This is a genomic window from Micromonospora sp. NPDC048930 (genome assembly GCF_043197935.1).
Lineage (GTDB): Bacteria > Actinomycetota > Actinomycetes > Mycobacteriales > Micromonosporaceae > Micromonospora.
Genome location: NZ_JBICUB010000005.1, coordinates 249,749 through 269,412 on the forward strand (window position 1 = coordinate 249,749; position 19,664 = coordinate 269,412).

The window sequence follows — 19,664 nt, forward strand, 5'->3', positions numbered from 1 at the left end:
CACGCTCAGCGGCATGGGCATCTCCGTCACCCCCCTCGATCCCGCCGACCGGCCGACCCTCGACGCGGTCCACCGCACGGCGGTCGCGGCCCAGGCCGTGGACGAGCCCGACCTTCCGCCGCCGTGCCGGCGCCGGTTCGAGGCACCGCTGTGGCACCCGATGCCCGGCATCGACATCCGGTGGTCGGTGGCCCGCCTCGACGGGGTGCCCGTCGGCTGGATCCGGCTGTACCTGCACACCCTCGACAACACCGAGAACGCCAGCGTGGAGCTGGTGGTGGACCCGGCGTACCGGCGGCGCGGGGTGGGGCGGGCGCTGCACGAGCACGGCCTGACGGTGCTGCGGGAGCACGGTGGCAAGCGGATGGTCGGCTCGACCGTCACCGCGCTGCCGGGCGAGGAGCATCGGGAGCTGCCCGGGGCCGCCTTCGCCGCCGCCGTCGGCGCGCGGCCGGCGCTCGCCGATGTCCGCCGCCGGCTCGACGTCACCACGCTCGACCGGTCCCGGCTGGCGGCGCTGCTCGCCGGTGCCCGGGCGGCCGCGGCCGGCTACCGGGCGGTCCGCTGGCGGGATCATGTCCCTGAGGAGCACGTCGCCGACGTCGCCCACCTGGAGGGCCGACTGCTGCTCGACGCCCCGCTCGGGGAGCTGGCGTGGGAGCAGGAGCAGATGGACGCGGAGCGGATCCGGGGCGTGGAGCGGGCGCTGGACGGCCGGGGCATCCGCCGGTACAACGTCGGCGCGGTGCACGAGGCGTCCGGCCGACTGGTCGCCTGGAGCCAGCTCAGCTTCGACGCGAGCAGCGTCCAACATGCCTGGCAGCAGATCACCATCGTCGACCCGGAGCACCGCGGCCACCGTCTCGGTCTGCTCTGCAAGGCCGAGAACCTCGCCTACGCCCTGACCCACGAGCCGGAGCTGCGCGTGATCGACACCTACAATGCGGCGGAGAACACGCACATGATCGCGATCAACGAGCAGCTCGGCTTCCGGCCGGCGGCCGGCTCGACGGACTGGCAGCTCACCCTCTGAGCCCGCCGTCCCCCGGCCGGCCGAGCCGGAGGGCCAGGTCCCGGACCGCCCGGTGGAAGTCCTCGTCCGGCTCGAACCGGTGTCCGCCGATCGGCGGCGGCACGGTGTCCCCGGGCGGGATCAGCAGTGTCCTCGGGTCACGGACCCGGCGGTCCACCCCGGCGGCCGGGTCGTCCGGTGACAGCTCCGCCGGGAAGATCCGCCCCCCGATCGGGTCGGTGTACCGCCACAGGCTGATCCACTTCCAGTCCACCCGCTCGCCGATCTCGCGCAGCACCTCCGGGCCGAAGTAGGCCGGGAAGACCCGGCGGTAGAGCGGACCGAGCGGCGTCGCGTACGTCAGCAGGGCCACCCGGGCGCGGCAGGACTCGGGCAGTTGCAGCACGGTGGCCGAGACCAGCACGCTGCCGTGGCTCTGGCCGGAGAGCACGACCCCGCCGCCGTCCCGGGTCAGCTCGGCGATCCGGCGGGTCAGGTCGGGCACCGCCCGCTCGGTGTAGCAGGGCGCGGCCAGCGGGTGCGCGGCCCGGGGCCAGAAGGTGGCCAGCTCCCACAGCACGCCGACCGCCCGGATCGCGGGCGACCGGTAGGCGAACAGCCCGGCACCGGCCAGCACCACGGCGAACAGGCCGATCAGCAGGCCGCCGAGGTCGGTCGCGAAGATCACCGGGGCGGCCAGGGGCATCCCGCCGAGCCGGGCCGCGATCGACTCCGGCCCCTGGTGCACGACCGACAGCCCCGCTGCACCGAGGGTCAGCACGGCCAGCAGCGCGTACGCCCCCGGCAGCAGCGGCCCGAGGCGGGTGGCGAGCCGGGCCCGGACGAGCCGGTCCCGGAGCGCCCGGACCCGCTCCGGTGGCACCCGGGCGACCTCGGGGAAGTCCTGCCGGATCAGCTCCTCGGCCGCGCGGCGGCGGCGGGACCGGTGCCAGCTGCGACCGGCCAGGGCCACCACGACGGCCAGCACCACGGCGATCGAGAACCCGAGGGCGGCCCACCGGTACGCCACCGGCGGGGCGAGCGGCGGCGCGCCCGGTGGCAACGGCCGGGCCGGGGTGGGGCTGGAACCCCGGTCCAGGTATTCGGCCACCCCGTAGCTCAACCCGGACGAGAAGGCCACGGCGAGGCCGATCGCGGCGGAGACCAGGACCGGCGCGCCCAGGCCACCCAGCACCGCGGACGCCCGCTGGGTGGCCGGCCCGGTCAGCACCACGCCGGCGAGGAGGAGCAGCAGCCCCAGCTGGGTGGCGAAGACGGCGGACACGAGGACGTCGTACCCGGGCATTCCCTGCGTGGCCGACCACGGCGAGCGGGGCGCGGCCGCGTAGCCGACGGTGAGCGCGGTGAGGGCGACCGTTCCCCACCGCGCCCCGGCCGTGGCGCGGTGCAACCAGGGCTGGGCGCCCCTACGGTCCAGCTGGGGCAGGCAGAGCAGCGCCGCAGCCGCCAGCAGCAGTCCGATGGCCGCCGCGAGCAGCAGATACCCGGGCAGGTTCCGGTCGTGCGGGACGAGCACCAGCAGCAGCGCCAGGTCGAGCATCCCCAGGGCGATGGCGAGGTGCAGCGAGCGCAGCCGGCGCAGCAGTGCCCGGTTGTCCCAGAAGTGCCGGGTGTCCAGCCGGTCGGCGCCCACCCCCTGCGGCCTCGTCGCCGCGTCCTCGGGGAGCTGCCAGGTGCGGTCGCTGGTCCGGCGCACCAGCCCGACCGCGAGGATCGGCAGCAGCGCCAGGATGGCCAGCCGCTGCCCCGGGGGCAGGCCACCGAGCCACGAGATCTCCCGCCGTCCCTCCAGGCAGCGCGGAAACTCCGCGCACTGCCAGCCGATCAGGTCGAGCGCCACCCCGACGGCTGACAGCACGTACATCGCGGTGAGGCTGGCGGCGAGCAGCCGGCACAGCGCCCGCCCGGGCGTCGCCGAGGCCCGACCCGGGGGCAGCATCCAGATGGCGATGTTGGCCAGCATGAAGGGCAGGAGCAGCACCAGCGAGAGAGTCCGGATGGCGGTGCCGCCGGTGAGGCCGCTCCACCGGTACGCCTCCAGGTCCGCCCCGCCCGGTCCGGTCGGCTCGCCGAAGCCCGGACGTACCCGGTAGAAGCCGGCGTCCCGGTCACCCGCCACCCGGACGACCACCGGGCGGTCCAGGATCGCCTCCGGCCCCTTGTCGGCGACGCCGTGCACCCGGATCTCGGTCGTCCGCACCCGCCGCCGTCCTCTCCTGGTCGCCGACCGCGCGGTTACCCGGCGCCGGTCCGGTCATTCCCGGACGGTCCGGGGCAGCTCGACCAGTGGCGGGCGACGATCGAACTTGTGACACGCCCCTACTGATCTGGTGGCTTCCTGTTGCATGATGGCGGGCATGACGGAGACCCCGCACCCCCTGTACGACAGGCACGCCGACACCCTCAACCGGGCGCTGACCGCGATCTCGGAGCGCGGGTACTGGTCCGCCTATCCCGAGTCGCCCAGCCCCCGGGTGTACGGCGAGACCGCCGCCGCGGACGGCAGGGCCGCCTTCGAGGCGTACCTGAACGCCGACTTCCCCCTCGACCAGCCGGGTGACGGCGGGACCGTCGCCACCGAGGTCAGCCCGTTCGGCGTCGAGCTGAACGTCCGCTACCCGCACGCCGGCGCGGACCAGCTGGTGGCCGCCGCCACCGCCGCCCTGCCCGCCTGGCGGGACGCCGGCCCGCAGGCCCGGGTGGGCGTCTGCCTGGAGATCCTCGACCGGCTGCACAAGAACGTCTTCGAGCTGGCCAACGCGGTGCAGTTCACCAGCGGCCAGGCGTTCGTGATGGCCTTCCAGGCCGGTGGCGCGCACGCGCTGGACCGGGCGCTGGAGGCGATCGCCTACGCGTACGCCGAGATGACCCGGCACCCGGGGACCGCCGGCTGGGAGAAGGCCGCCGGCAAGGGCGACCCGCTGCGGATGAGCAAGACCTTCCACGTGGTGCCGCGCGGCGTGGCCCTGGTGATCGGCTGCAACACCTTCCCGACCTGGAACTCGTACCCCGGGCTCTTCGCCTCGCTGGCCACCGGCAACCCGGTGATCGTCAAGCCGCACCCGCGCGCGGTGCTGCCGCTGGCCATCACCGTCAAGTACGCCCGCCAGGTGCTCGCCGAGGCCGGCTTCGACCCGAACCTGGTGCAGCTCGCCTCCGAGGCGGCGGACGAGAAGCTCGCCTCGACCCTGGCCCTGCACCCGGCGGTGAAGATCGTCGACTTCACCGGCTCCACCGAGTACGGCGACTGGCTGGAGGCCAACGCCCGGCAGGCCGCCGTCTACACCGAGAAGGCCGGCCTGAACACGGTCGTGATCGACTCCACCGACGACTTCGCCGGCCTGTGCCGCAACCTGGGCTTCACGCTCACCCTGTACAGCGGGCAGATGTGCACCACCTCGCAGAACCTGCTCATCCCCCGGGACGGCATCGAGACCGACCAGGGGCACAAGAGCTTCGACGAGGTGGCCGCCGGCATCGCCGGGGCGGTCGGCAAGCTCACCGCCGACCCGGCCCGGGGTGTCGAGCTGACCGGCGCCATCGTCAACGACGGTGTGCTGGAGCGGCTGGAGGAGGTCACCAAGGTCGGCGAGCCGGTGCTGGAGTCGCGCACCGTCGAGCACCCGAGCTTCCCGGGCGCCGTGGTGCGTACGCCGACCATCGTGAAGCTGGACGCGGCGGACACCGGGACCTACTCCCGGGAGTGGTTCGGGCCGATCTCGTTCGCCATCGCCACCGACTCCACCGCGCACAGCCTGGAGATCCTGCGCTCGACCGTCCGGGAGAAGGGCGCGCTCACCGCCGGGGTCTACTCCACCGACGAGGCGGTGCTCGACGCGGCCGAGGCGGCGGCGATCGACGCCGGGGTGCACCTGTCCTGCAACCTCACCGGCGGGGTCTTCGTCAACCAGTCGGCGGCGTTCTCCGACTTCCACGGGTCGGGGGCGAACCCGGCGGCGAATTCCGCGCTGACCGACGGGGCGTACGTGGCGAACCGGTTCCGGATCGTGCAGAGCCGCCGGCACGTCTGATCTTGGTTACGGTTAGGGGTTTCCGGGGCAGGTGCGCGTGGTTTCCGGGGCAGGCCGCCTCGCTCCGGGCGGTCAGGCTTGATCCCTCCGCGAGGCGGCCTGCCCCGGAACCCGTGGGGGCTGATCTGAGGGGCGCTGCCTCGGGTCAGGTCCTCGGTCCGGGGGTGGGCTACGCGGGGCGGCGCATCTGGAGTTCGTTGAGGGTGGGGATCCTCGGGTGGGGGACGCGGATGCCGGTGTCCTCGAAGCCGAGCTTCTGGTAGGCGCGGTAGGCGCGGTCGTTGCCGACCACCACCTCCATCATCAGCTCCGGTCGGCCGCAGGCCCGGGACCAGGCGGCCACCTGGTCGACGAGCGCGCCGAGCAGCCCGCTGCCGCGCCAGGCCGGGGTGAGGTAGACGGCGTAGATGAGGGTCAGCCCCGGTTCATCCGGGGCCGCGATGCCGCCGGCGTGCCCGACGAACCGGCCACCGGGGTCGGCGACGAACTGGGCGCTCGCGGTGCCGGCGGAGACCGCGGCGATCCGGGCCGCGTAGTCGGCGTGCGGGCGGGCGGCCGCCTCCGCCACGGTCTCCAGGAACGCCAGCGGTGAGTCGGCGAGCATCTCCAGCCGGAGCGCCCGCATCCGGGCGGCGTCCTCCGGACGGACCCGGCGGACGGTCGCGGTCATGGTGGGCGCGCTGGTCATGTGGCAATGCATACCGGAGTGCCGGCGGGACCGGTCCACCCGGGGCCGATGGCGGCCGAAATATGCCCGATTTGCGGTCGTGCGGTGTCGTCACGCCTCGTGTAGCGTGCGATTTCGGTCACCCGATTCAGCGACCGTAGCCGATCGCCGAAACCGGTGGTCCGCCGGTGCCGGTCCGCCGGTCTCCGGGTTGTGGAACGCCGCGCAGAGTGAGGAAGTGCACCGTGGCACAGGGCACCGTCAAGTGGTTCAACGCCGAAAAGGGCTACGGCTTCATCGCCGTCGACGGCGGGCAGGACGTCTTCGTCCACTTCTCCGCGATTGAGATGGACGGCTACAAGGCGCTGGACGACGGTCAGCGGGTCGAGTTCGAGATCGCCCAGGGTCAGAAGGGTCCGCAGGCCGAGCGGGTCCGCGTCATCGCCTGACCGCGTCGCCGCCGTTCGGCGGATTTCACCCCGATTCCGGGGGTGCGGTGCGGGCGCGCACCAGGGAAGATCGTGAGCCGTTCCAGCCATCGTTGCTGAGGAGGGTTCATGTCCGACCAGCCCCCGTCGGGTCCCACCGAGCCGGTGCCCCCGGCGTCGTCCGGTACGCCGGCCGACCCGGCCCCGTCGACACCGCCGGCCGCCGCGCCGGCCCCGACACCGGGGCATGCGGACCACCCCGTCACGTCCGGACAGCCCACCCCGACGGATCCGACGATGCCGGGCCAGCCCGGGTACCCGGCCGTGCCCGCGCAGCCCGTCGACCCGACGCTGCCCGGCCACCCTGGACTCACCGTGCCGGGCCAGCCCGTGCCGACTCAGCCGGGGTTCACCGCGCCAGGCCAGCCCGTGCCCGGCCAGCCGGGGTTCGCCGCGCCGGGGCAGCCGGGATATCCGGCCGCGCCGAGCGGGCAGTCCTGGGGGGCGTACCCGGGCGATCCGGCGGCGTACCCGCACGGGTCGGCCTGGCCGACGCCGGGCGCGGCGTACCCGGGCGATCCGGCGGCCCAGCCGCACGGCTGGGCGTGGCCGGCCGGGGCCGGTCCGGTGCCGGGCGGGGCGTACCCCGGCCAGCTGCCACTGCCCGGCCAGCCCTACGGCTGGCACCCCGGCGCCGACCCGAACGACCCGCTGGTCACGCCCCCGTACGCGGGGATCGGCGGCTGGTTCGCCCGGTGCACCGGTGCGCTACGCCGGGGCTGGCGCCAGTTGCTGCCGATCATGCTGCTCACCCAGGCGGTGCCGGCGGCGGTGATCGGGATCCTCTCCGTCGGCCTCGCCCCGGCGGGCGAGCCCGTCACCGGGCCCCAGGGCGCCCCGGTGCTGCCGGACGGGTACTTCGGGGACATCTTCCTCTTCTACGGCGCGGTGCTGCTCGCCGTCCTGCTCTTCGGCCCGCTCCAGGCCGCGGGCTGGGCCGCCGGCACCTGGGTGATCACCCGGCAGGCGGCCGGCGAGCCGGCCGGTGTCGGGGCCGCCTTCCGGTACGGGTGGCGCCGGGCCCTCGGCCTGTGGGGCTGGACCGTGGTCGCCTCGCTGCTGATCATGGTCGGCTTCTGCGCGTGCGTCCTCCCGGGGATCTACGTGATCTTCGCGATCGCCCTGTTCGGCCCGGTCTACCTCTTCGAGCGGCAGGACCCGATCGGCCGCTCGTTCGGGATGCTGCACCGGCGGTTGGGGATGGTGCTGGGCCGGGTCGCGCTGGTCGTGGCCGTGCTCGTCGCCGCCGCCGTCGTCAACGGCGTGCTGGAGGCGGTCAGCCAGCTCACGTTCGGGGTGCATCCGATGGCCGCCCCGGGCACCGCGGTGGGGGCGGTCCTGGTGGCCGTGCTGAGCGCCGTGCTCGTCACCCCGTCCTACCTGGCCCAGCTCGTCGGGCTGCTGGTGACGTACGCCGAGCAGCGGGCCCAGGACGGTCCGGTGAACACCGCCCGACTGGTTGCGGAACTCGGCTGAGCGAGGCCATCGTGCTTGCACTCGGCTAGGGAGAGTGCTAAACAGGTCATTGGCACTCGCATGCGGTGAGTGCCAATGGTCGGGGCGGTAGGGCCACGGCCGCGCCGGCGTCTCGATGGCGCCGGAACGGCACGGGCCGGTCGTCGCGGGCTGTCCGGCCCGACCGAGGAGACGTCGTCGTCGCCAGGTGGCGACGTCCCCAAGGTGCGTACACCAGACGGCCCATCCGGGGGATCCCCGGGTGGCCCGTGAGTGTCCAGGAGGACAACGCCGTATGGCCAAGATGATCGCGTTCGACGAAGAGGCGCGCCGCGGCCTCGAGCGGGGCATGAACCAGCTCGCCGACGCCGTGAAGGTGACGCTCGGCCCCAAGGGCCGCAACGTCGTGCTCGAGAAGAAGTGGGGCGCCCCCACCATCACCAACGATGGTGTGAGCATCGCCAAGGAGATCGAGCTCGAGGACCCGTACGAGAAGATCGGCGCCGAGCTGGTCAAGGAGGTCGCGAAGAAGACCGACGACGTGGCCGGTGACGGCACGACGACGGCGACCGTCCTGGCCCAGGCCCTGGTTCGCGAGGGCCTGCGCAACGTGGCCGCCGGTGCCAACCCGATGGCCCTGAAGCGGGGCATCGAGGCCGCCGTGTCCAGCGTCTCGGAGGAGCTGCTCAAGCTCGCCAAGGACGTGGAGACCAAGGAGCAGATCGCCTCCACCGCCTCCATCTCGGCTGGTGACACCAGCGTCGGCGAGATCATCGCCGAGGCGATGGACAAGGTCGGCAAGGAAGGCGTCATCACCGTCGAGGAGAGCAACACCTTCGGCCTGGAGCTCGAGCTCACCGAGGGTATGCGCTTCGACAAGGGCTACATCTCCGCCTACTTCATGACCGACCCGGAGCGTATGGAGGCCGTCTTCGACGACCCGTACCTCCTGATCGTCAACAGCAAGATCTCCTCGGTGAAGGACCTGCTCCCGATCCTGGAGAAGGTCATGCAGTCGGGCAAGCCGCTGCTGATCATCGCCGAGGACATCGAGGGCGAGGCCCTGGCGACCCTGGTGGTCAACAAGGTCCGCGGCACCTTCAAGTCGGTCGCCGTCAAGGCGCCGGGCTTCGGTGACCGCCGCAAGGCCATGCTGGCCGACATCGCCATCCTCACCGGTGGCCAGGTCATCAGCGAGGAGGTCGGCCTCAAGCTGGACGCCGTCGGCCTCGACATGCTGGGCCGGGCCCGCAAGGTCGTGGTGACCAAGGACGAGACCACCATCGTCGACGGTGCCGGCGACGCCGAGCAGATCCAGGGCCGGGTCAACCAGATCCGGGCCGAGATCGAGAAGAGCGACTCCGACTACGACCGCGAGAAGCTGCAGGAGCGCCTGGCCAAGCTGGCCGGCGGTGTTGCGGTGATCAAGGTCGGCGCGGCCACCGAGGTCGAGCTGAAGGAGCGCAAGCACCGCATCGAGGACGCCGTCCGCAACGCGAAGGCCGCCGTCGAGGAGGGCATCGTCCCGGGTGGTGGTGTCGCGCTGGTGCAGGCCGGCAAGACCGCCTTCGACAAGCTGGACCTGAACGGTGACGAGGCGACCGGCGCCCAGATCGTCAAGATCGCGCTGGACGCCCCGCTGCGGCAGATCGCCGTCAACGCCGGCCTGGAGGGTGGCGTCGTCGTCGAGCACGTCCGCAACCTCGACCCGGGTCACGGCCTCAACGCCGCGACCGGCGAGTACGTCGACCTGCTCGCGTCGGGCATCATCGACCCGGCCAAGGTGACCCGTTCCGCGCTGCAGAACGCGTCGTCGATCGCCGCGCTGTTCCTCACCACCGAGGCCGTCGTGGCGGACAAGCCGGAGAAGACCCCGGCCGCCCCGGCTGGCCCGGGTGGCGGGGACATGGACTTCTGAGTCCAGCTCCACCCAGCACGCCGAAAGGGGGCGGGCCGCGTCAGCGGTCCGCCCCCTTTTCTTCTGTCTCTACGTCGGCAGCCGTCGCTGGTTGCGTCGCTTGTGCGTCCGGTCGTACGGCGGCGGGACGCGGATCGGCTCGTCCACCGGTTGCAGCGGCTCCTCGGTGGCCGGTTCGTCGCCGCCGGTCATCTCCGCGAGTTGTTCGGCGTCGCCGTAGTCCAGCCGGTCGAACGGCAGGTGGCCGGGGAGTTCGTCGGCCGGTGGCCAGCTCGCCGGCTGGTCGGTCCGTTCGTCTTCCATGGTCATGGCTGCCTCCTCTACGCCCGACGGTAGGGCGCGGTCGATGGCCGGGGAGGCGAAACGACGGTACGTTACTTTTGTCCGTTAAGTTCCTTGCGGTACAGGAAGAACACGCGCTCGATCCGGGCGCCCGCCGCGCCCGAGTAGAACGGCACCGGACCGACCCAGCCGATCTGCGCCGCGCCGATCCCGGCCGCCGCCTGGTCGCGCAGGCAGCGGCGCAGCAGCACCCCGCCGATTCCCGAACCCTCCGCGGCCGGCGCCGTCCCCATCGGGCCGAACCAGCTCGGCCGGGACGAGCCGTACGCGGCGAAACCGAGGATCGCGCCGTCCCGCTCGGCCAGGTGCGCGCCCGCGTCCGGCCGGCCCAGGGAGCCGGCCAGTTCCCCGTCCCAGGCCCCGCCGAAGGTGTCCCGGGCGAACGCCGCCAGCGCCGGCAGGTCCGCCGGCTCGGCCCGGCGTACCGTGACGCCGCCGTCGGCCAGCCGGCGCTCGGCGGCCTCCGTCGAGCGCAGCGCCGGCGACCCCGCCGCCAGGTCCGCGGTCATGTTCCAGGCGGTACGGTCCTGCCGGTAGCCGAGGCGCAGCGCGGCGCAGACCGCCGGGGTGTACCGGACGTCGATGCCCGGCCAGGCGTAGTACGGCGGGTTCCCGGCGAGCAGCAGTTCGCTCGCGCCGAGCCCGGCGAGCCGCCGTTCCGCCTCGGTCAGCAGCGCCCGCCCGACGCCCCGCCGGCGCTCCGGCGGCGCCACCGCCAGCAGATCGACGTGGCCGAGCCGGGGATCCCGTGCCGAGACCGAGCCGACCAGCACCCCGATCAGCTCGCCGGCGCGTACCGCGCCGAGCCGCAGCACCGGCCGGTCGGCCGCCGCCCGGGCGGCCAGGGTGTCCACGACGGCCGGCGCCTCGGCGGCGTCCTCCGGCAGGTCGAGGGCCCGCCGGCAGAGGTCGACGACCGCGGGCAGGCGGTCGACGTCCAGCTCGATGATCTCCACGTCCATGGTCGCGACCCTAGGCCATCGGGCAGGGTTCTTAACAGAGGGCGGTCACCGTTCCGCCCGCGCGGCCCGCACCGCCGCGTACGCGTCGACCAGACCGGCCCCGACCAGGTCGCGGTCGCCACCGCACCGGTCGGTGCCCGGGGGCACCCGGGCCGGGGTGGCGGTGTCCAGCAGGATCCGCCGGGTCCGGGCCAGGTCGCCGACCAGCGCCGGATTCGCCGACCACATCAGCGCCACCACCCCCGCCACCTGCGGGGTCGCCATCGAGGTGCCGTCCAGGGTGGCGTAACCGCCGCCGGGGAACGCGGACGGCACCCGCGCCCCGGGCGCCACCAGGTCCGGCTTGGCGAGACCCCCGGCGGCCGGGCCCCGGCCGGAGAAGCGGGTGAGCTGCCGCGCCTCGTCCACCGCGCCGACCGTCAGCACGTCCGGGTACGGGGCCGGCGGGTCGGCCACCGAGCCGCAGTACGGGCCGGTGTTGCCGGCGGCGGCCACCACCAGGATCCCGGCCGCCGCCAGCGCGGCGGTCGCCGGCCGCAGCGCCCCCGGGTCGCAGCCCTCGATCGGCGGGCAGCCCCACGAGTTGGTCAGCACGTCCGGTGCCCGCTCCGGGCGGCCCTGCGTGAACGGGTTCCCGCCGGCCGGGAACGGGGCCAGCATGAACTGGAGGCAGTCCAGGTAGTGCGCCGGGCTGCCCAGGTTGCGCTCCAGGTTGACGCAGCCGACCCACTGCGCCCCGGGGGCCACCCCGATGCCGTCCCGGCCCACCGCGCTGCCCACCGTGTGGGTGCCGTGCCCACCCCGGTCACCCGGCGTCCGGGTGTGCTCCCACGGGTCGTACCAGGAGTCGTCGCCGCCCCGGAAGCCGGCGGCCAGCGCCGGGTGCCGGCCGTCCACCCCGGAGTCGGAGCTGCCGACCACCACGCCCGCCCCGGTGACGCCCAGCTCGGCCCAGACCCGGTCGGCACCGATCAGCGAGACGTTCCAGGCCGGACCGGCCGGCGCCGGCTGGTCGCCCCGGGCCGGGGGCGGCGCCGCCGGCAGCGGGCGCAGCCGCTGGCTGACCAGCACCCGGGCCACCTCCGGCCGCCCGGAGAGCCAGGCCCGCACCTCCGGCCCGCCGTCCGTCTCGATGGCGTTGACCAGGTAGTACGGCGTGGGATGCAGGCGTAGCCGGGTCAGCTCGCGGCGCAGGTCGCCCTGGGTCCGGTCGGCGGTCGCCACCAGCCGCCGATAGACCTCGGCGGCCCGCGCGTCCCGCCCGGCCCGACCGGGTGCCCCGGCCCGGATCCCGCTCAGGTCGGCCTGCTCGCGCAGCACCACGAGCAGCCGCTCGCCGTGCCAGCCGGGCTGGCCGGGGACGACGTACACCACGGCCACGGCGGCGAGCAGGCCCGCCGCGACCAGCCCGGCCACCCCGCGCCGGGGCGCGCGGGCGCGCGGCCGGGCCAGCAGGACGCCGTACGCGACCGCGAGCAGGACCGCGACGGCGAACGCCGCGCCGGTGGCGACCGCGACCCAGTAGGGCACGTCGCGGCTGGTCGCCAGCAGGACGGTGATCTCCTCCGGGTCGGTGAACGCCAGCGGCCCGAGCAGCGCGAGGCCGACCGCCCAGCGGACCGCGGCACGGCCGGCCGGGGCACCGGCGCGCCGGGCCGCCGCCTCCAGCGCGCCCAGGACGAAGCCGAGCGGCGGGAGCAGGAACAACCCGGGCAGGTGCGCCCCAGACTGCCCGGCTCCGGCGGCCACCAGCACCAGGGCCACCCCGGCCACCAGGCCGCCGACCAGCACCAGCCGGGCCGGCCGGGGCGGCGAGCCGACCGCGAACGGGGCCCAGAACGCGGCGTCGAGCAGCGCCCCGGCGAGCGCGCCGAACGCGGCGGCGGCGAGCACGGCGAGCAGGGTCTCCAGGGCACCCCCGAGGGCACCCACCCAGGCCCAGGGCAGCAGCATCACCAGCCCGGCGGCGACCGCCAGCAGGGTCACCACGTCGTACCGCCGCGCCCGGGCCGGTGCGACGCCGGGGCGGCGGCGGGGCAGCCGGCCGAGGAGCAGCGCGAGCAGGCCGGCGGTGGCGGCCAGCGCGGCCAGGTACGCCTCCTGGTGCACCGGTGGCAGCGCCCGGAGCAGGGTCGCCGCGCCGAGCGCGAGGGTGCCGGCCAGCCAGACCCGGCCGGCGGTCCGGACCGCCGGGGCGCGGGGGAGCAGCGCGAGCGCCAGCGTCGGCGCGCCCACCAGCAGCACGGTGGCCAGCGCGACCACCGGCCAGACCAGCACCACCCGGTCCTGGCCGCTGGTCAGCACCGCCTGGTCGAGCACCCAGCCGGCCACCTGGCCAAGCACGGTGACCAGCACGGCCCAGACGCCGGTGAAGACGGCGGCGACCACCGGCCACGGCCCGCCCTCCCGGGGTCCGGGAACCGGCGGCGGGGGCGGGGCTGCGGGCGGACCGACCGTCATGACCATCACCGTACGGCCCGGCCGGTAGCTGCCGCCGTACCGCCGGGGCGGTTACCGTGGACAGGTGCGCGACCCCAATGTGTCCCGATCCGTGGCCGGTCAGCTCTCCGCCGAGCGCCGTGCCGATGACCTGCGTCGACTCCGCGCCGAGCGGTTCGACGTGCTGGTCATCGGCGGCGGGGTGACCGGGGCCGGGGCGGCGCTCGACGCCGCGTCCCGCGGGCTCAAGGTGGCCCTGGTGGAGGCGCGGGACTTCGCCGCCGGCACCTCCAGCCGGTCCAGCAAGCTCATCCACGGCGGCCTGCGTTACCTGGAGCAGTTGGAGTTCCACCTGGTCCACGAGGCGCTGACCGAGCGCGGGCTGCTCGCCACCCGGCTCGCCCCGCACCTGGTGCGCCCGGTGCCCTTCCTGGTCCCGCTCCCCGCCGAGGGCGGGCTGCGCGACCTGCCCCGACGGTTCTTCCGCCGCTCCTACTACGGCGCCGGGGTGGCCACCTACGACGCGTTCGCCGGGGTCTTCGGCGGCGGGCGCGGCATGCCGCTGCACCGGCACCTCACCCGCGAGGGCGCCCGCCGGGTCTTCCCCAGCCTGCGGGCCGACAACCTGGCCGGCGCGATCCGCTACTACGACGGGCAGGTCGACGACGCCCGCCTGGTGGTGACCCTGGCCCGCACCGCGGCCAGCCTCGGGGCGACCGTGGTCACCAGCGCCCGGGCCGTCGGGCTGATCCGGCAGGCCCGCGAGGTGACCGGGGTCCGGGTCCGTGACCTGGAGGCCCCCGCCGGCTCCCCGGACGCCGAGTTCGAGGTACGCGCCCGCACGGTGATCGCCGCGACCGGCGTGTGGAGCGACGACATGTCCCGGATGCTCGACGATGTCGGGCTGCGGCCCGGCCTGCGAGTGCGGGCCTCCAAGGGCGTGCACCTGGTGGTGCCCCGCTCGGCGATCACCGGGGAAGCCGGCCTGATCCTGCGGACGGCCACCAGCGTGCTCTTCGTCATCCCGTGGGGCGGCCACTGGATCATCGGCACCACCGACACCGACTGGCGGCTGGACCGGTCCCATCCGGCGGCCACCGCCCGCGACATCGACTACCTGCTGGAGCAGGTCAACGCGGTACTGGACCGGCCGTTGACCACCGACGACATCGAGGGCGTCTACGCCGGGCTGCGCCCGCTGCTGGCCGGCGAGGCGGACTCCACCTCCAAGCTCTCCCGCGAGCACGCGGTGGTCGAGCCGATGCTCGGGCTGCTGCTGGTGGCCGGCGGCAAGTACACGACGTACCGGGTGATGGCCTCCGACGTGGTCGACCGGGCGGTGCACCGGCTCGGCTGGACCCGGCCGTCGCGGACCGCCGACCTGCCGCTGCTCGGCGCCGACGGGTACGCGGCGATGTGGCGGGACCGGGCCGACCTGGCCCGCCGGCACGGCATGCCCGTCGGGGTGGTCGAGCACCTGCTGGAGCGGTACGGCACGCTCACCCGCGACCTGCTCGCCCTGGTCGACGCCGATCCGCTGCTCGGCTCCCCGCTGGCCGGAGCCCCGGAATACCTGGCCGCCGAGGTGACGTACGCGGCCCGCGCCGAGGGGGCGCTGCACCTGGAGGACGTGCTGACCCGGCGTACCCGGATCTCCATCGAGACCAGTCACCGGGGCCTGGAGTCGGCCGAGCACGCCGCCGAGCTGATGGGTGCGGTGCTGGGCTGGGACGAGGCGACCCGCGCCCGCGAGGTCGCCCACTATCGGGCCCGGGTCGAGGCGGAGCGGCGGTCGCAGGAGATGCCGGACGACGTGGCCGCCGACGCGGCCCGGCTGGGCGCTCCCGACGTACGCGGATTCGCCGCCGACCGGGGGATCGACGGGGATGGCGTCGAGTTGCCGTCCCCGCGGTGACCGGCGGGTAACGTCGCTCCGGAGGGTACCGGGCGCTACCTACGGAAGTGTAGGTTTCCCTCCGTGGTTCGCCCATCCTGGTTCCGGATCCTCTCCCTGTCCGCCGGCGCCCTGCTGGTGATCGCCCTGGCCAGCTGTTCCGTGTTCGGCCGGGCGGAGGGCAGCACCACACCCGCGCAGGCGGGAGAAGCTTCGGCCGCGGCCGGGCGGCGGGTCTCGCTGGTGCAGAAGCTCGGCATCGACGGTCCGATCCGGACGCTCGATGTGGACCCGAGCGGGCGGTGGCAGTGCCGGGACTGCGCCGGTGACGGGGTCGACTCGACCGGTCAGCTCAACCCGGAGCAGACCCAACGGTTGCAGCGGATGCTCGCCGACCCCGCCCTGGCGAAGGAGACCGACGAGGCCCGCCAGTACAAGCAGGGCTGCATCGACGCGTTGACCTCCAGCCTGCTCATCCCGCCGGGGCTGACCATCACCACGCAGGACTGCCCGGGCGAGCCGAAGCCGAAGGTGGCCTACCAGATCCTGCTGCTGCTCACCCAGACCACCCCCGCCGAGGACAAGGGCTGACCGTCAGCACACCTTGCCCGGGTTGAACAGCCCCGCCGGGTCGAGCGCCGCCCTGATGGCCTGGTGCACCCGGACCCCCACCGGGCCGATCTCGCGGGCCAGCCAGTCCCGCTTGAGCAGCCCGACGCCGTGCTCGCCGGTGCAGGTGCCGCCGAGGTCCAGCCCGAGCCGCATGATCTCGTCGAAGGCCCGTCGGCCGCGCGCCACGCTGGCCGGGTCGGCCCGGTCGACCACGATGTTCGGGTGCATGTTGCCGTCACCGGCGTGCCCGACCACGCCGATCGGCACGGCGCACTCCTCGGCGATCCGGGCCACCCCGTCCAGCAACGCCGCCAGCGCCCCACGCGGCACCGCCACGTCGTCGATGACCAGACCGCCGTTGCCACCGGGGAAGGTGTCGGCGGCGAACTTCTCCATCGCCGGGTGGGCCAGCCGGCGGGCCTGGAGCAGGGCGGCGGCCTCGGTCGCGTCGGTGGCCGCGTACACCTCGTCGGCGCCGGCCGCCGCGCAGACCTCGGCGAGCCGGGCCAGGTCGTCCGCCGCCCGGGCGCCGGTGTCCACCGCCGCCAGCAGCAGCGCCTCCGCGTCGGTACGCAGCCCCATCGGCCGGTACGCCTCGATGGCCCGCAGGTGCGTGCGGTCCAGCAGTTCCAGCAGGCTGGGGGTGAGCCCACGCTCGGCGATGCCGGCGACCGCCGTACCGGCCGCGGCGGTGGTGGGGAAGACCGCGACCAGGGTCAGCGACTCCTCCGGCGCCGGCCGCAGCGACACGGTCACCTCCGTGATCACGCCGAGGGTGCCCTCCGAGCCGACGAAGAGCCGGGTCAGGTCGTACCCGGCGACGCCCTTGGCGGTGCGCCGGCCGGTGCGCAGCACCTCGCCCGAGGCGAGCACCACCTCCAGGCCGAGCACGTACTCCGTGGTCACGCCGTACTTGACGCAGCACATCCCGCCGGCGTTGGTGGCGACGTTGCCGCCGATGGTGGAGGACTCCCAGGAGCCCGGGTCCGGCGGGTAGTAGAGGTGGTGCTTCCGGACCGCGCCGGCCAGCGTCGCGTTCACCACGCCGGGCTGCACCACGGCGATCCGGCTGACCGGGTCGATCTCCAGGATCCGGTCCATCGCCACGGTGCTCAGCACCACCGCGCCGTCCACCGCGTTCGCCGCGCCGGCCAGCCCGGTCCGCGCCCCCTGCGGCACCACCGGTACGCCGTGCCGGCCCGCCGCCCGGACCACCGCCACCACCTCCTCGGTGCTGCGTGGGCGCACCACCACCAGCGGCGTGCCCGCCGCGCAGAGGTCGGCCTCGTCCCGCTCGTGGATCCGTAGCAGGTCCGGGTCGGTCAGCACGGCGGCGTCACCGAGGGCGGCCCGCAGCTCGTCGAGAAGGGGGTTGGCGACCATGCCGGGAAGGCTAGGTCGTGCCGGCGGCGATCATCAACCGGGCGTACCGTTGGTCGCCATGCTGTACGTCGACCGGCCCTCGGTGCCGTGGCGGGGCCGGCTCTGGTCGCATCTGGTGAGCGACGTCTCGTACGCCGAGCTGCACGCCTTCGCGGAGGCGCTCGGCGCGCCCCGCCGGGCCTTCGACCGCGACCATTACGACCTGCCGGCCGAACGCTTCCGGATGGCCGTCTGGCTCGGCGCCCGGGTCGTCCCCTCCCGCGAGATCGTCCGCGTCCTCCACGCCGCCGGCCTCCGCCGCCCCAAACACCTCTTCCCCCCACCTCCTCCCCACGATCTTGCACCTCGGGTTGCCCGTTCGAGGTGATGTGCGCCCTTTGTCGGCACCACAACTGCAAGATCGCCGGGGTCAGGGGCGCAGGGTGGTGAGTTCTCGGGTGAGGTTGGCGCGGGCCGTGGGCTCCCAGCGGGCGTGTGGGTCGGGGAGGCGGTAGAGGGCGGGGAGGGCCAGGAGGGCGGCCAGGACGGTGGCGCGGCCGGCGCGGAAGGCGGGGTCGGGGACGTGGGCGTACTCGCGGCGCACGGCGGCGGCGTAACGGTCGTACTCGGGGGCCGGGGCGGCCAGGATCGCCAGATCGGCGTCGCAGAGCAGGGCGCCGTCCGGGTCGTCGGGCGGCACCGCGTGCCCGGCGGTGAGCAGCACCAGCCGGCGTACCTCGGTCACCGCGGCAGCCGGCAGCCCGGCGTCGGACAGCAGGTCGCCGGCCAGTTCGGCGCTGGCCCGCTCGTTGGCGTCCCCGCCGGCCCGGGGGTCGTAGACCGCGTCGTGGCACCAGGCCGCCAGCCGGACCAGCTCCGGGCGCCGGGCCGCCCCGGCGTACGCGTCAATCACGTCCAGCACCGCCCGCAGGTGCGGCACGCCGTGGTAGTGCCGGTGCGGCTCCCGCCAGGCGGCCAGCAGCCGGTCCCCGGCCCGGGCCACTCCGGCCGGGTCGGACGCCCCTGCCTCGCGGGCCGCCAGCCGCCACCGCTCGATCAGCTCTCCCACCCGGTGCAGTCTGCCGCACCGCCCCGAAACCCGAGGATTCACCCGGTGCGGGGTGGGTAGTCCCGGCCATGGCCGAGGCCCGGGAGCGACGACCCTCGTTCCTGCGTCGTGCCCCGCTGCGCGAAGGGCTGGTCGACCTGGACGGGCCGCGCATCGCCGAGGCCGTCGAGGAACTGCGCAACCGCAGCAAGGCCACCCTGCACGATCGCCTGCACCGGGTGCGTACGGCCGCCGGCCTGGCGGTCCAGGCGGGCCTCGCGGCCGGGCTGGCCTACCTGATCTCCCACCGGTTGCTCAACAACCCGCAACCGGTGTTCGCGCCGATCTCGGCGGTCGGCACCTTGGCGGCCTCGGTCGGCCAGCGCTTCCGCCGGACCGTGGAGCTGATCATCGGGGTGGCGGTCGGGGTGGCCGTCGGCGACTTCCTGATCTACCTGCTCGGCACCGGGGCCTGGCAGCTCGGCCTGGTGGTGACCGCGGCGATCCTGTTGACCATCTTCGCCGGGGCGAGCGTGGCGATCGTGATCCAGGCGGCGGCCACCGCGGTGCTGATCGTGACGCTCAGCCCGTCCACCCAGAACCTGGAGGTCCCACGGTTCGTCGATGCCTTCATCGGCGGTGGCATCGCGCTGCTGGTGACCGCGATCCTGCTGCCCCTCAACCCGCTGCGCGTGATCAACCGGGCCGCGCGGCCGGCGCTGGACCTGCTCGCGACCCAGCTCGACACCTGTGCCGAGGCGCTGCGCAAGCGGGACCGGAACCTGGCCCAGCAGGCGCTGTTCCGGCTCCGGGAGAACAAGGAGGAGCTGGCCGCGTTCTCCGAGGCGATCGAGGGTGCCAAGGAGACCGTGACCATCTCGCCCGCCCGCTGGCACCGGCGCAGCGAGCTGACCCACTACGCCGAGGCGGCCGAGCCGATCGACCGGGCGATGCGCAACAGCGGCACGCTGATCCGCCGCTCGGTCACGATGATCGAGGACGAGGAGCCCATCCCGGAGCCGATGCCGGACTCGGTCAGCCACCTCGCCGAGTCGGTACGCCTGCTGCGGCACGAGTTCGCCGTCGGGGAGGAGCCGGAGAAGGCCCGGGAGCGGGCGCTGCGCGCGGTCAGCGAGGCCGGCCGGGCGTACGCGGAGGGGGTCGGCTTCTCCGGCAGCGTGGTGATCGCGCAGGTGCGTACCGCCGCCAGCGACCTGATGGTGGCCTCCGGCATCGAGCAGGAGGAGGCGAACCGCCTGGTCCGGCAGGCGTTCGGCGAGAAGGAGCAGCGCACCGGCGAGACCGCCGAGCAGAGCCCCGCCCCCAAACCCCCCACCGCACCCCCCGTCGGCTGACCCGCCGCGCACGGGTTCGCAGGCCCCTGATGCACGGAAAGAGTGGTCATTCGATGGT

At 74.5% G+C, this 19,664-nt stretch carries 16 protein-coding genes; 9 read left to right on the forward strand and 7 right to left on the reverse strand.

The genetic code is table 11. The annotated features are described in order from the left end of the window. Positions 1–13: 13 nt before the first annotated feature. Positions 14–1,033 carry a GNAT family N-acetyltransferase gene (locus tag ACGFI9_RS15840; RefSeq protein ID WP_393178682.1) on the forward strand — a complete coding sequence of 340 codons (1,020 nt, stop codon included), beginning with the start codon at positions 14–16 and terminating at the stop codon, positions 1,031–1,033. On the opposite strand, the gene ACGFI9_RS15845 is transcribed toward ACGFI9_RS15840, so the two are convergent. Then, on the reverse strand, positions 1,023–3,233 hold the full coding sequence (locus tag ACGFI9_RS15845) for a hypothetical protein (RefSeq protein ID WP_393178683.1): 2,211 nt from the start codon (positions 3,231–3,233) through the stop codon (positions 1,023–1,025). The genes ACGFI9_RS15840 and ACGFI9_RS15845 overlap by 11 nt on opposite strands. A gap of 157 nt (positions 3,234–3,390) precedes the next feature. Between ACGFI9_RS15845 and paaN the strand changes: the two genes are divergently transcribed. Then, positions 3,391–5,064 (forward strand): phenylacetic acid degradation protein PaaN, encoded by a 1,674-nt coding sequence (gene paaN, locus ACGFI9_RS15850; RefSeq protein ID WP_393178684.1) that lies wholly within the window; start codon positions 3,391–3,393, stop codon positions 5,062–5,064. 169 nt (positions 5,065–5,233) lie between these two features. Here the strand turns inward: paaN and ACGFI9_RS15855 are convergent, their stop codons facing one another. Next, complete coding sequence (locus tag ACGFI9_RS15855; RefSeq protein ID WP_393178685.1) at positions 5,234–5,752, reverse strand: GNAT family N-acetyltransferase; 519 nt, start codon at positions 5,750–5,752, stop codon at positions 5,234–5,236. A gap of 224 nt (positions 5,753–5,976) precedes the next feature. Between ACGFI9_RS15855 and ACGFI9_RS15860 the strand changes: the two genes are divergently transcribed. The 3 genes from ACGFI9_RS15860 to groL all read left to right on the forward strand — a co-directional run bounded on the left by ACGFI9_RS15860 (position 5,977) and on the right by groL (position 9,592). Beyond that, positions 5,977–6,180: a cold-shock protein gene (locus tag ACGFI9_RS15860; RefSeq protein WP_013288855.1), complete on the forward strand. Its 204-nt coding sequence runs from the start codon at positions 5,977–5,979 to the stop codon at positions 6,178–6,180. A gap of 108 nt (positions 6,181–6,288) precedes the next feature. Continuing rightward, a complete protein-coding gene (locus ACGFI9_RS15865; protein ID WP_393178686.1) occupies positions 6,289–7,695 on the forward strand; it encodes a hypothetical protein in 1,407 nt (468 codons plus the stop codon). 274 nt (positions 7,696–7,969) lie between these two features. Next, positions 7,970–9,592, forward strand: coding sequence for a chaperonin GroEL (gene groL / locus ACGFI9_RS15870; RefSeq protein WP_393178687.1), 1,623 nt, complete (start codon positions 7,970–7,972; stop codon positions 9,590–9,592). A 69-nt stretch (positions 9,593–9,661) separates the two neighbouring features. On the opposite strand, the gene ACGFI9_RS15875 is transcribed toward groL, so the two are convergent. From ACGFI9_RS15875 to ACGFI9_RS15885, 3 genes are all read right to left on the reverse strand, one after another. Further along, positions 9,662–9,901 carry a hypothetical protein gene (locus ACGFI9_RS15875; RefSeq protein ID WP_393178688.1) on the reverse strand — a complete coding sequence of 80 codons (240 nt, stop codon included), beginning with the start codon at positions 9,899–9,901 and terminating at the stop codon, positions 9,662–9,664. Positions 9,902–9,966: 65 nt separating this feature from the next. After that, a complete protein-coding gene (locus ACGFI9_RS15880; RefSeq protein ID WP_393178689.1) occupies positions 9,967–10,896 on the reverse strand; it encodes a GNAT family N-acetyltransferase in 930 nt (309 codons plus the stop codon). A 45-nt stretch (positions 10,897–10,941) separates the two neighbouring features. After that, positions 10,942–13,362 carry a S8 family serine peptidase gene (locus tag ACGFI9_RS15885; RefSeq protein ID WP_393178690.1) on the reverse strand — a complete coding sequence of 807 codons (2,421 nt, stop codon included), beginning with the start codon at positions 13,360–13,362 and terminating at the stop codon, positions 10,942–10,944. 73 nt (positions 13,363–13,435) lie between these two features. On the opposite strand from ACGFI9_RS15885, the gene ACGFI9_RS15890 reads away from it, so the two are divergent. Further along, positions 13,436–15,250, forward strand: coding sequence for a glycerol-3-phosphate dehydrogenase/oxidase (locus ACGFI9_RS15890; protein ID WP_393178903.1), 1,815 nt, complete (start codon positions 13,436–13,438; stop codon positions 15,248–15,250). Between the two features lie 63 nt (positions 15,251–15,313). Further along, positions 15,314–15,820 carry a hypothetical protein gene (locus ACGFI9_RS15895; RefSeq protein WP_393178691.1) on the forward strand — a complete coding sequence of 169 codons (507 nt, stop codon included), beginning with the start codon at positions 15,314–15,316 and terminating at the stop codon, positions 15,818–15,820. A 3-nt stretch (positions 15,821–15,823) separates the two neighbouring features. On the opposite strand, the gene ACGFI9_RS15900 is transcribed toward ACGFI9_RS15895, so the two are convergent. Further along, entirely contained in the window at positions 15,824–17,224 is a 1,401-nt protein-coding gene (locus ACGFI9_RS15900; protein ID WP_393178692.1) for an FAD-binding oxidoreductase, read from the reverse strand. A 58-nt stretch (positions 17,225–17,282) separates the two neighbouring features. Here ACGFI9_RS15900 and ACGFI9_RS15905 point away from each other — a divergent pair, with 58 nt between their 5' ends. Then, on the forward strand, positions 17,283–17,591 hold the full coding sequence (locus ACGFI9_RS15905; RefSeq protein ID WP_393178693.1) for a DUF4031 domain-containing protein: 309 nt from the start codon (positions 17,283–17,285) through the stop codon (positions 17,589–17,591). Between the two features lie 42 nt (positions 17,592–17,633). On the opposite strand, the gene ACGFI9_RS15910 is transcribed toward ACGFI9_RS15905, so the two are convergent. After that, a complete protein-coding gene (locus ACGFI9_RS15910; RefSeq protein WP_393178694.1) occupies positions 17,634–18,272 on the reverse strand; it encodes a metal-dependent phosphohydrolase in 639 nt (212 codons plus the stop codon). A gap of 68 nt (positions 18,273–18,340) precedes the next feature. Between ACGFI9_RS15910 and ACGFI9_RS15915 the strand changes: the two genes are divergently transcribed. Beyond that, complete coding sequence (locus ACGFI9_RS15915) at positions 18,341–19,606, forward strand: aromatic acid exporter family protein (protein ID WP_393178695.1); 1,266 nt, start codon at positions 18,341–18,343, stop codon at positions 19,604–19,606. Positions 19,607–19,664 lie beyond the last annotated feature (58 nt).

What these genes read in the sequence shown, in the direction of transcription:
- ACGFI9_RS15840 (WP_393178682.1), top strand. Translation starts at nt 14, where the DNA reads ATGGGCATCTCCGTCACCCCCCTCGATCCCGCCGACCGGCCGACCCTC.
- paaN (WP_393178684.1), top strand. Translation starts at nt 3,391, where the DNA reads ATGACGGAGACCCCGCACCCCCTGTACGACAGGCACGCCGACACCCTC.
- ACGFI9_RS15855 (WP_393178685.1), bottom strand. Translation starts at nt 5,752, where the DNA reads ATGACCAGCGCGCCCACCATGACCGCGACCGTCCGCCGGGTCCGTCCG.
- ACGFI9_RS15865 (WP_393178686.1), top strand. Translation starts at nt 6,289, where the DNA reads ATGTCCGACCAGCCCCCGTCGGGTCCCACCGAGCCGGTGCCCCCGGCG.
- groL (WP_393178687.1), top strand. Translation starts at nt 7,970, where the DNA reads ATGGCCAAGATGATCGCGTTCGACGAAGAGGCGCGCCGCGGCCTCGAG.
- ACGFI9_RS15875 (WP_393178688.1), bottom strand. Translation starts at nt 9,901, where the DNA reads ATGACCATGGAAGACGAACGGACCGACCAGCCGGCGAGCTGGCCACCG.
- ACGFI9_RS15880 (WP_393178689.1), bottom strand. Translation starts at nt 10,896, where the DNA reads ATGGACGTGGAGATCATCGAGCTGGACGTCGACCGCCTGCCCGCGGTC.
- ACGFI9_RS15885 (WP_393178690.1), bottom strand. Translation starts at nt 13,362, where the DNA reads ATGGTCATGACGGTCGGTCCGCCCGCAGCCCCGCCCCCGCCGCCGGTT.
- ACGFI9_RS15900 (WP_393178692.1), bottom strand. Translation starts at nt 17,224, where the DNA reads ATGGTCGCCAACCCCCTTCTCGACGAGCTGCGGGCCGCCCTCGGTGAC.
- ACGFI9_RS15905 (WP_393178693.1), top strand. Translation starts at nt 17,283, where the DNA reads ATGCTGTACGTCGACCGGCCCTCGGTGCCGTGGCGGGGCCGGCTCTGG.
- ACGFI9_RS15915 (WP_393178695.1), top strand. Translation starts at nt 18,341, where the DNA reads ATGGCCGAGGCCCGGGAGCGACGACCCTCGTTCCTGCGTCGTGCCCCG.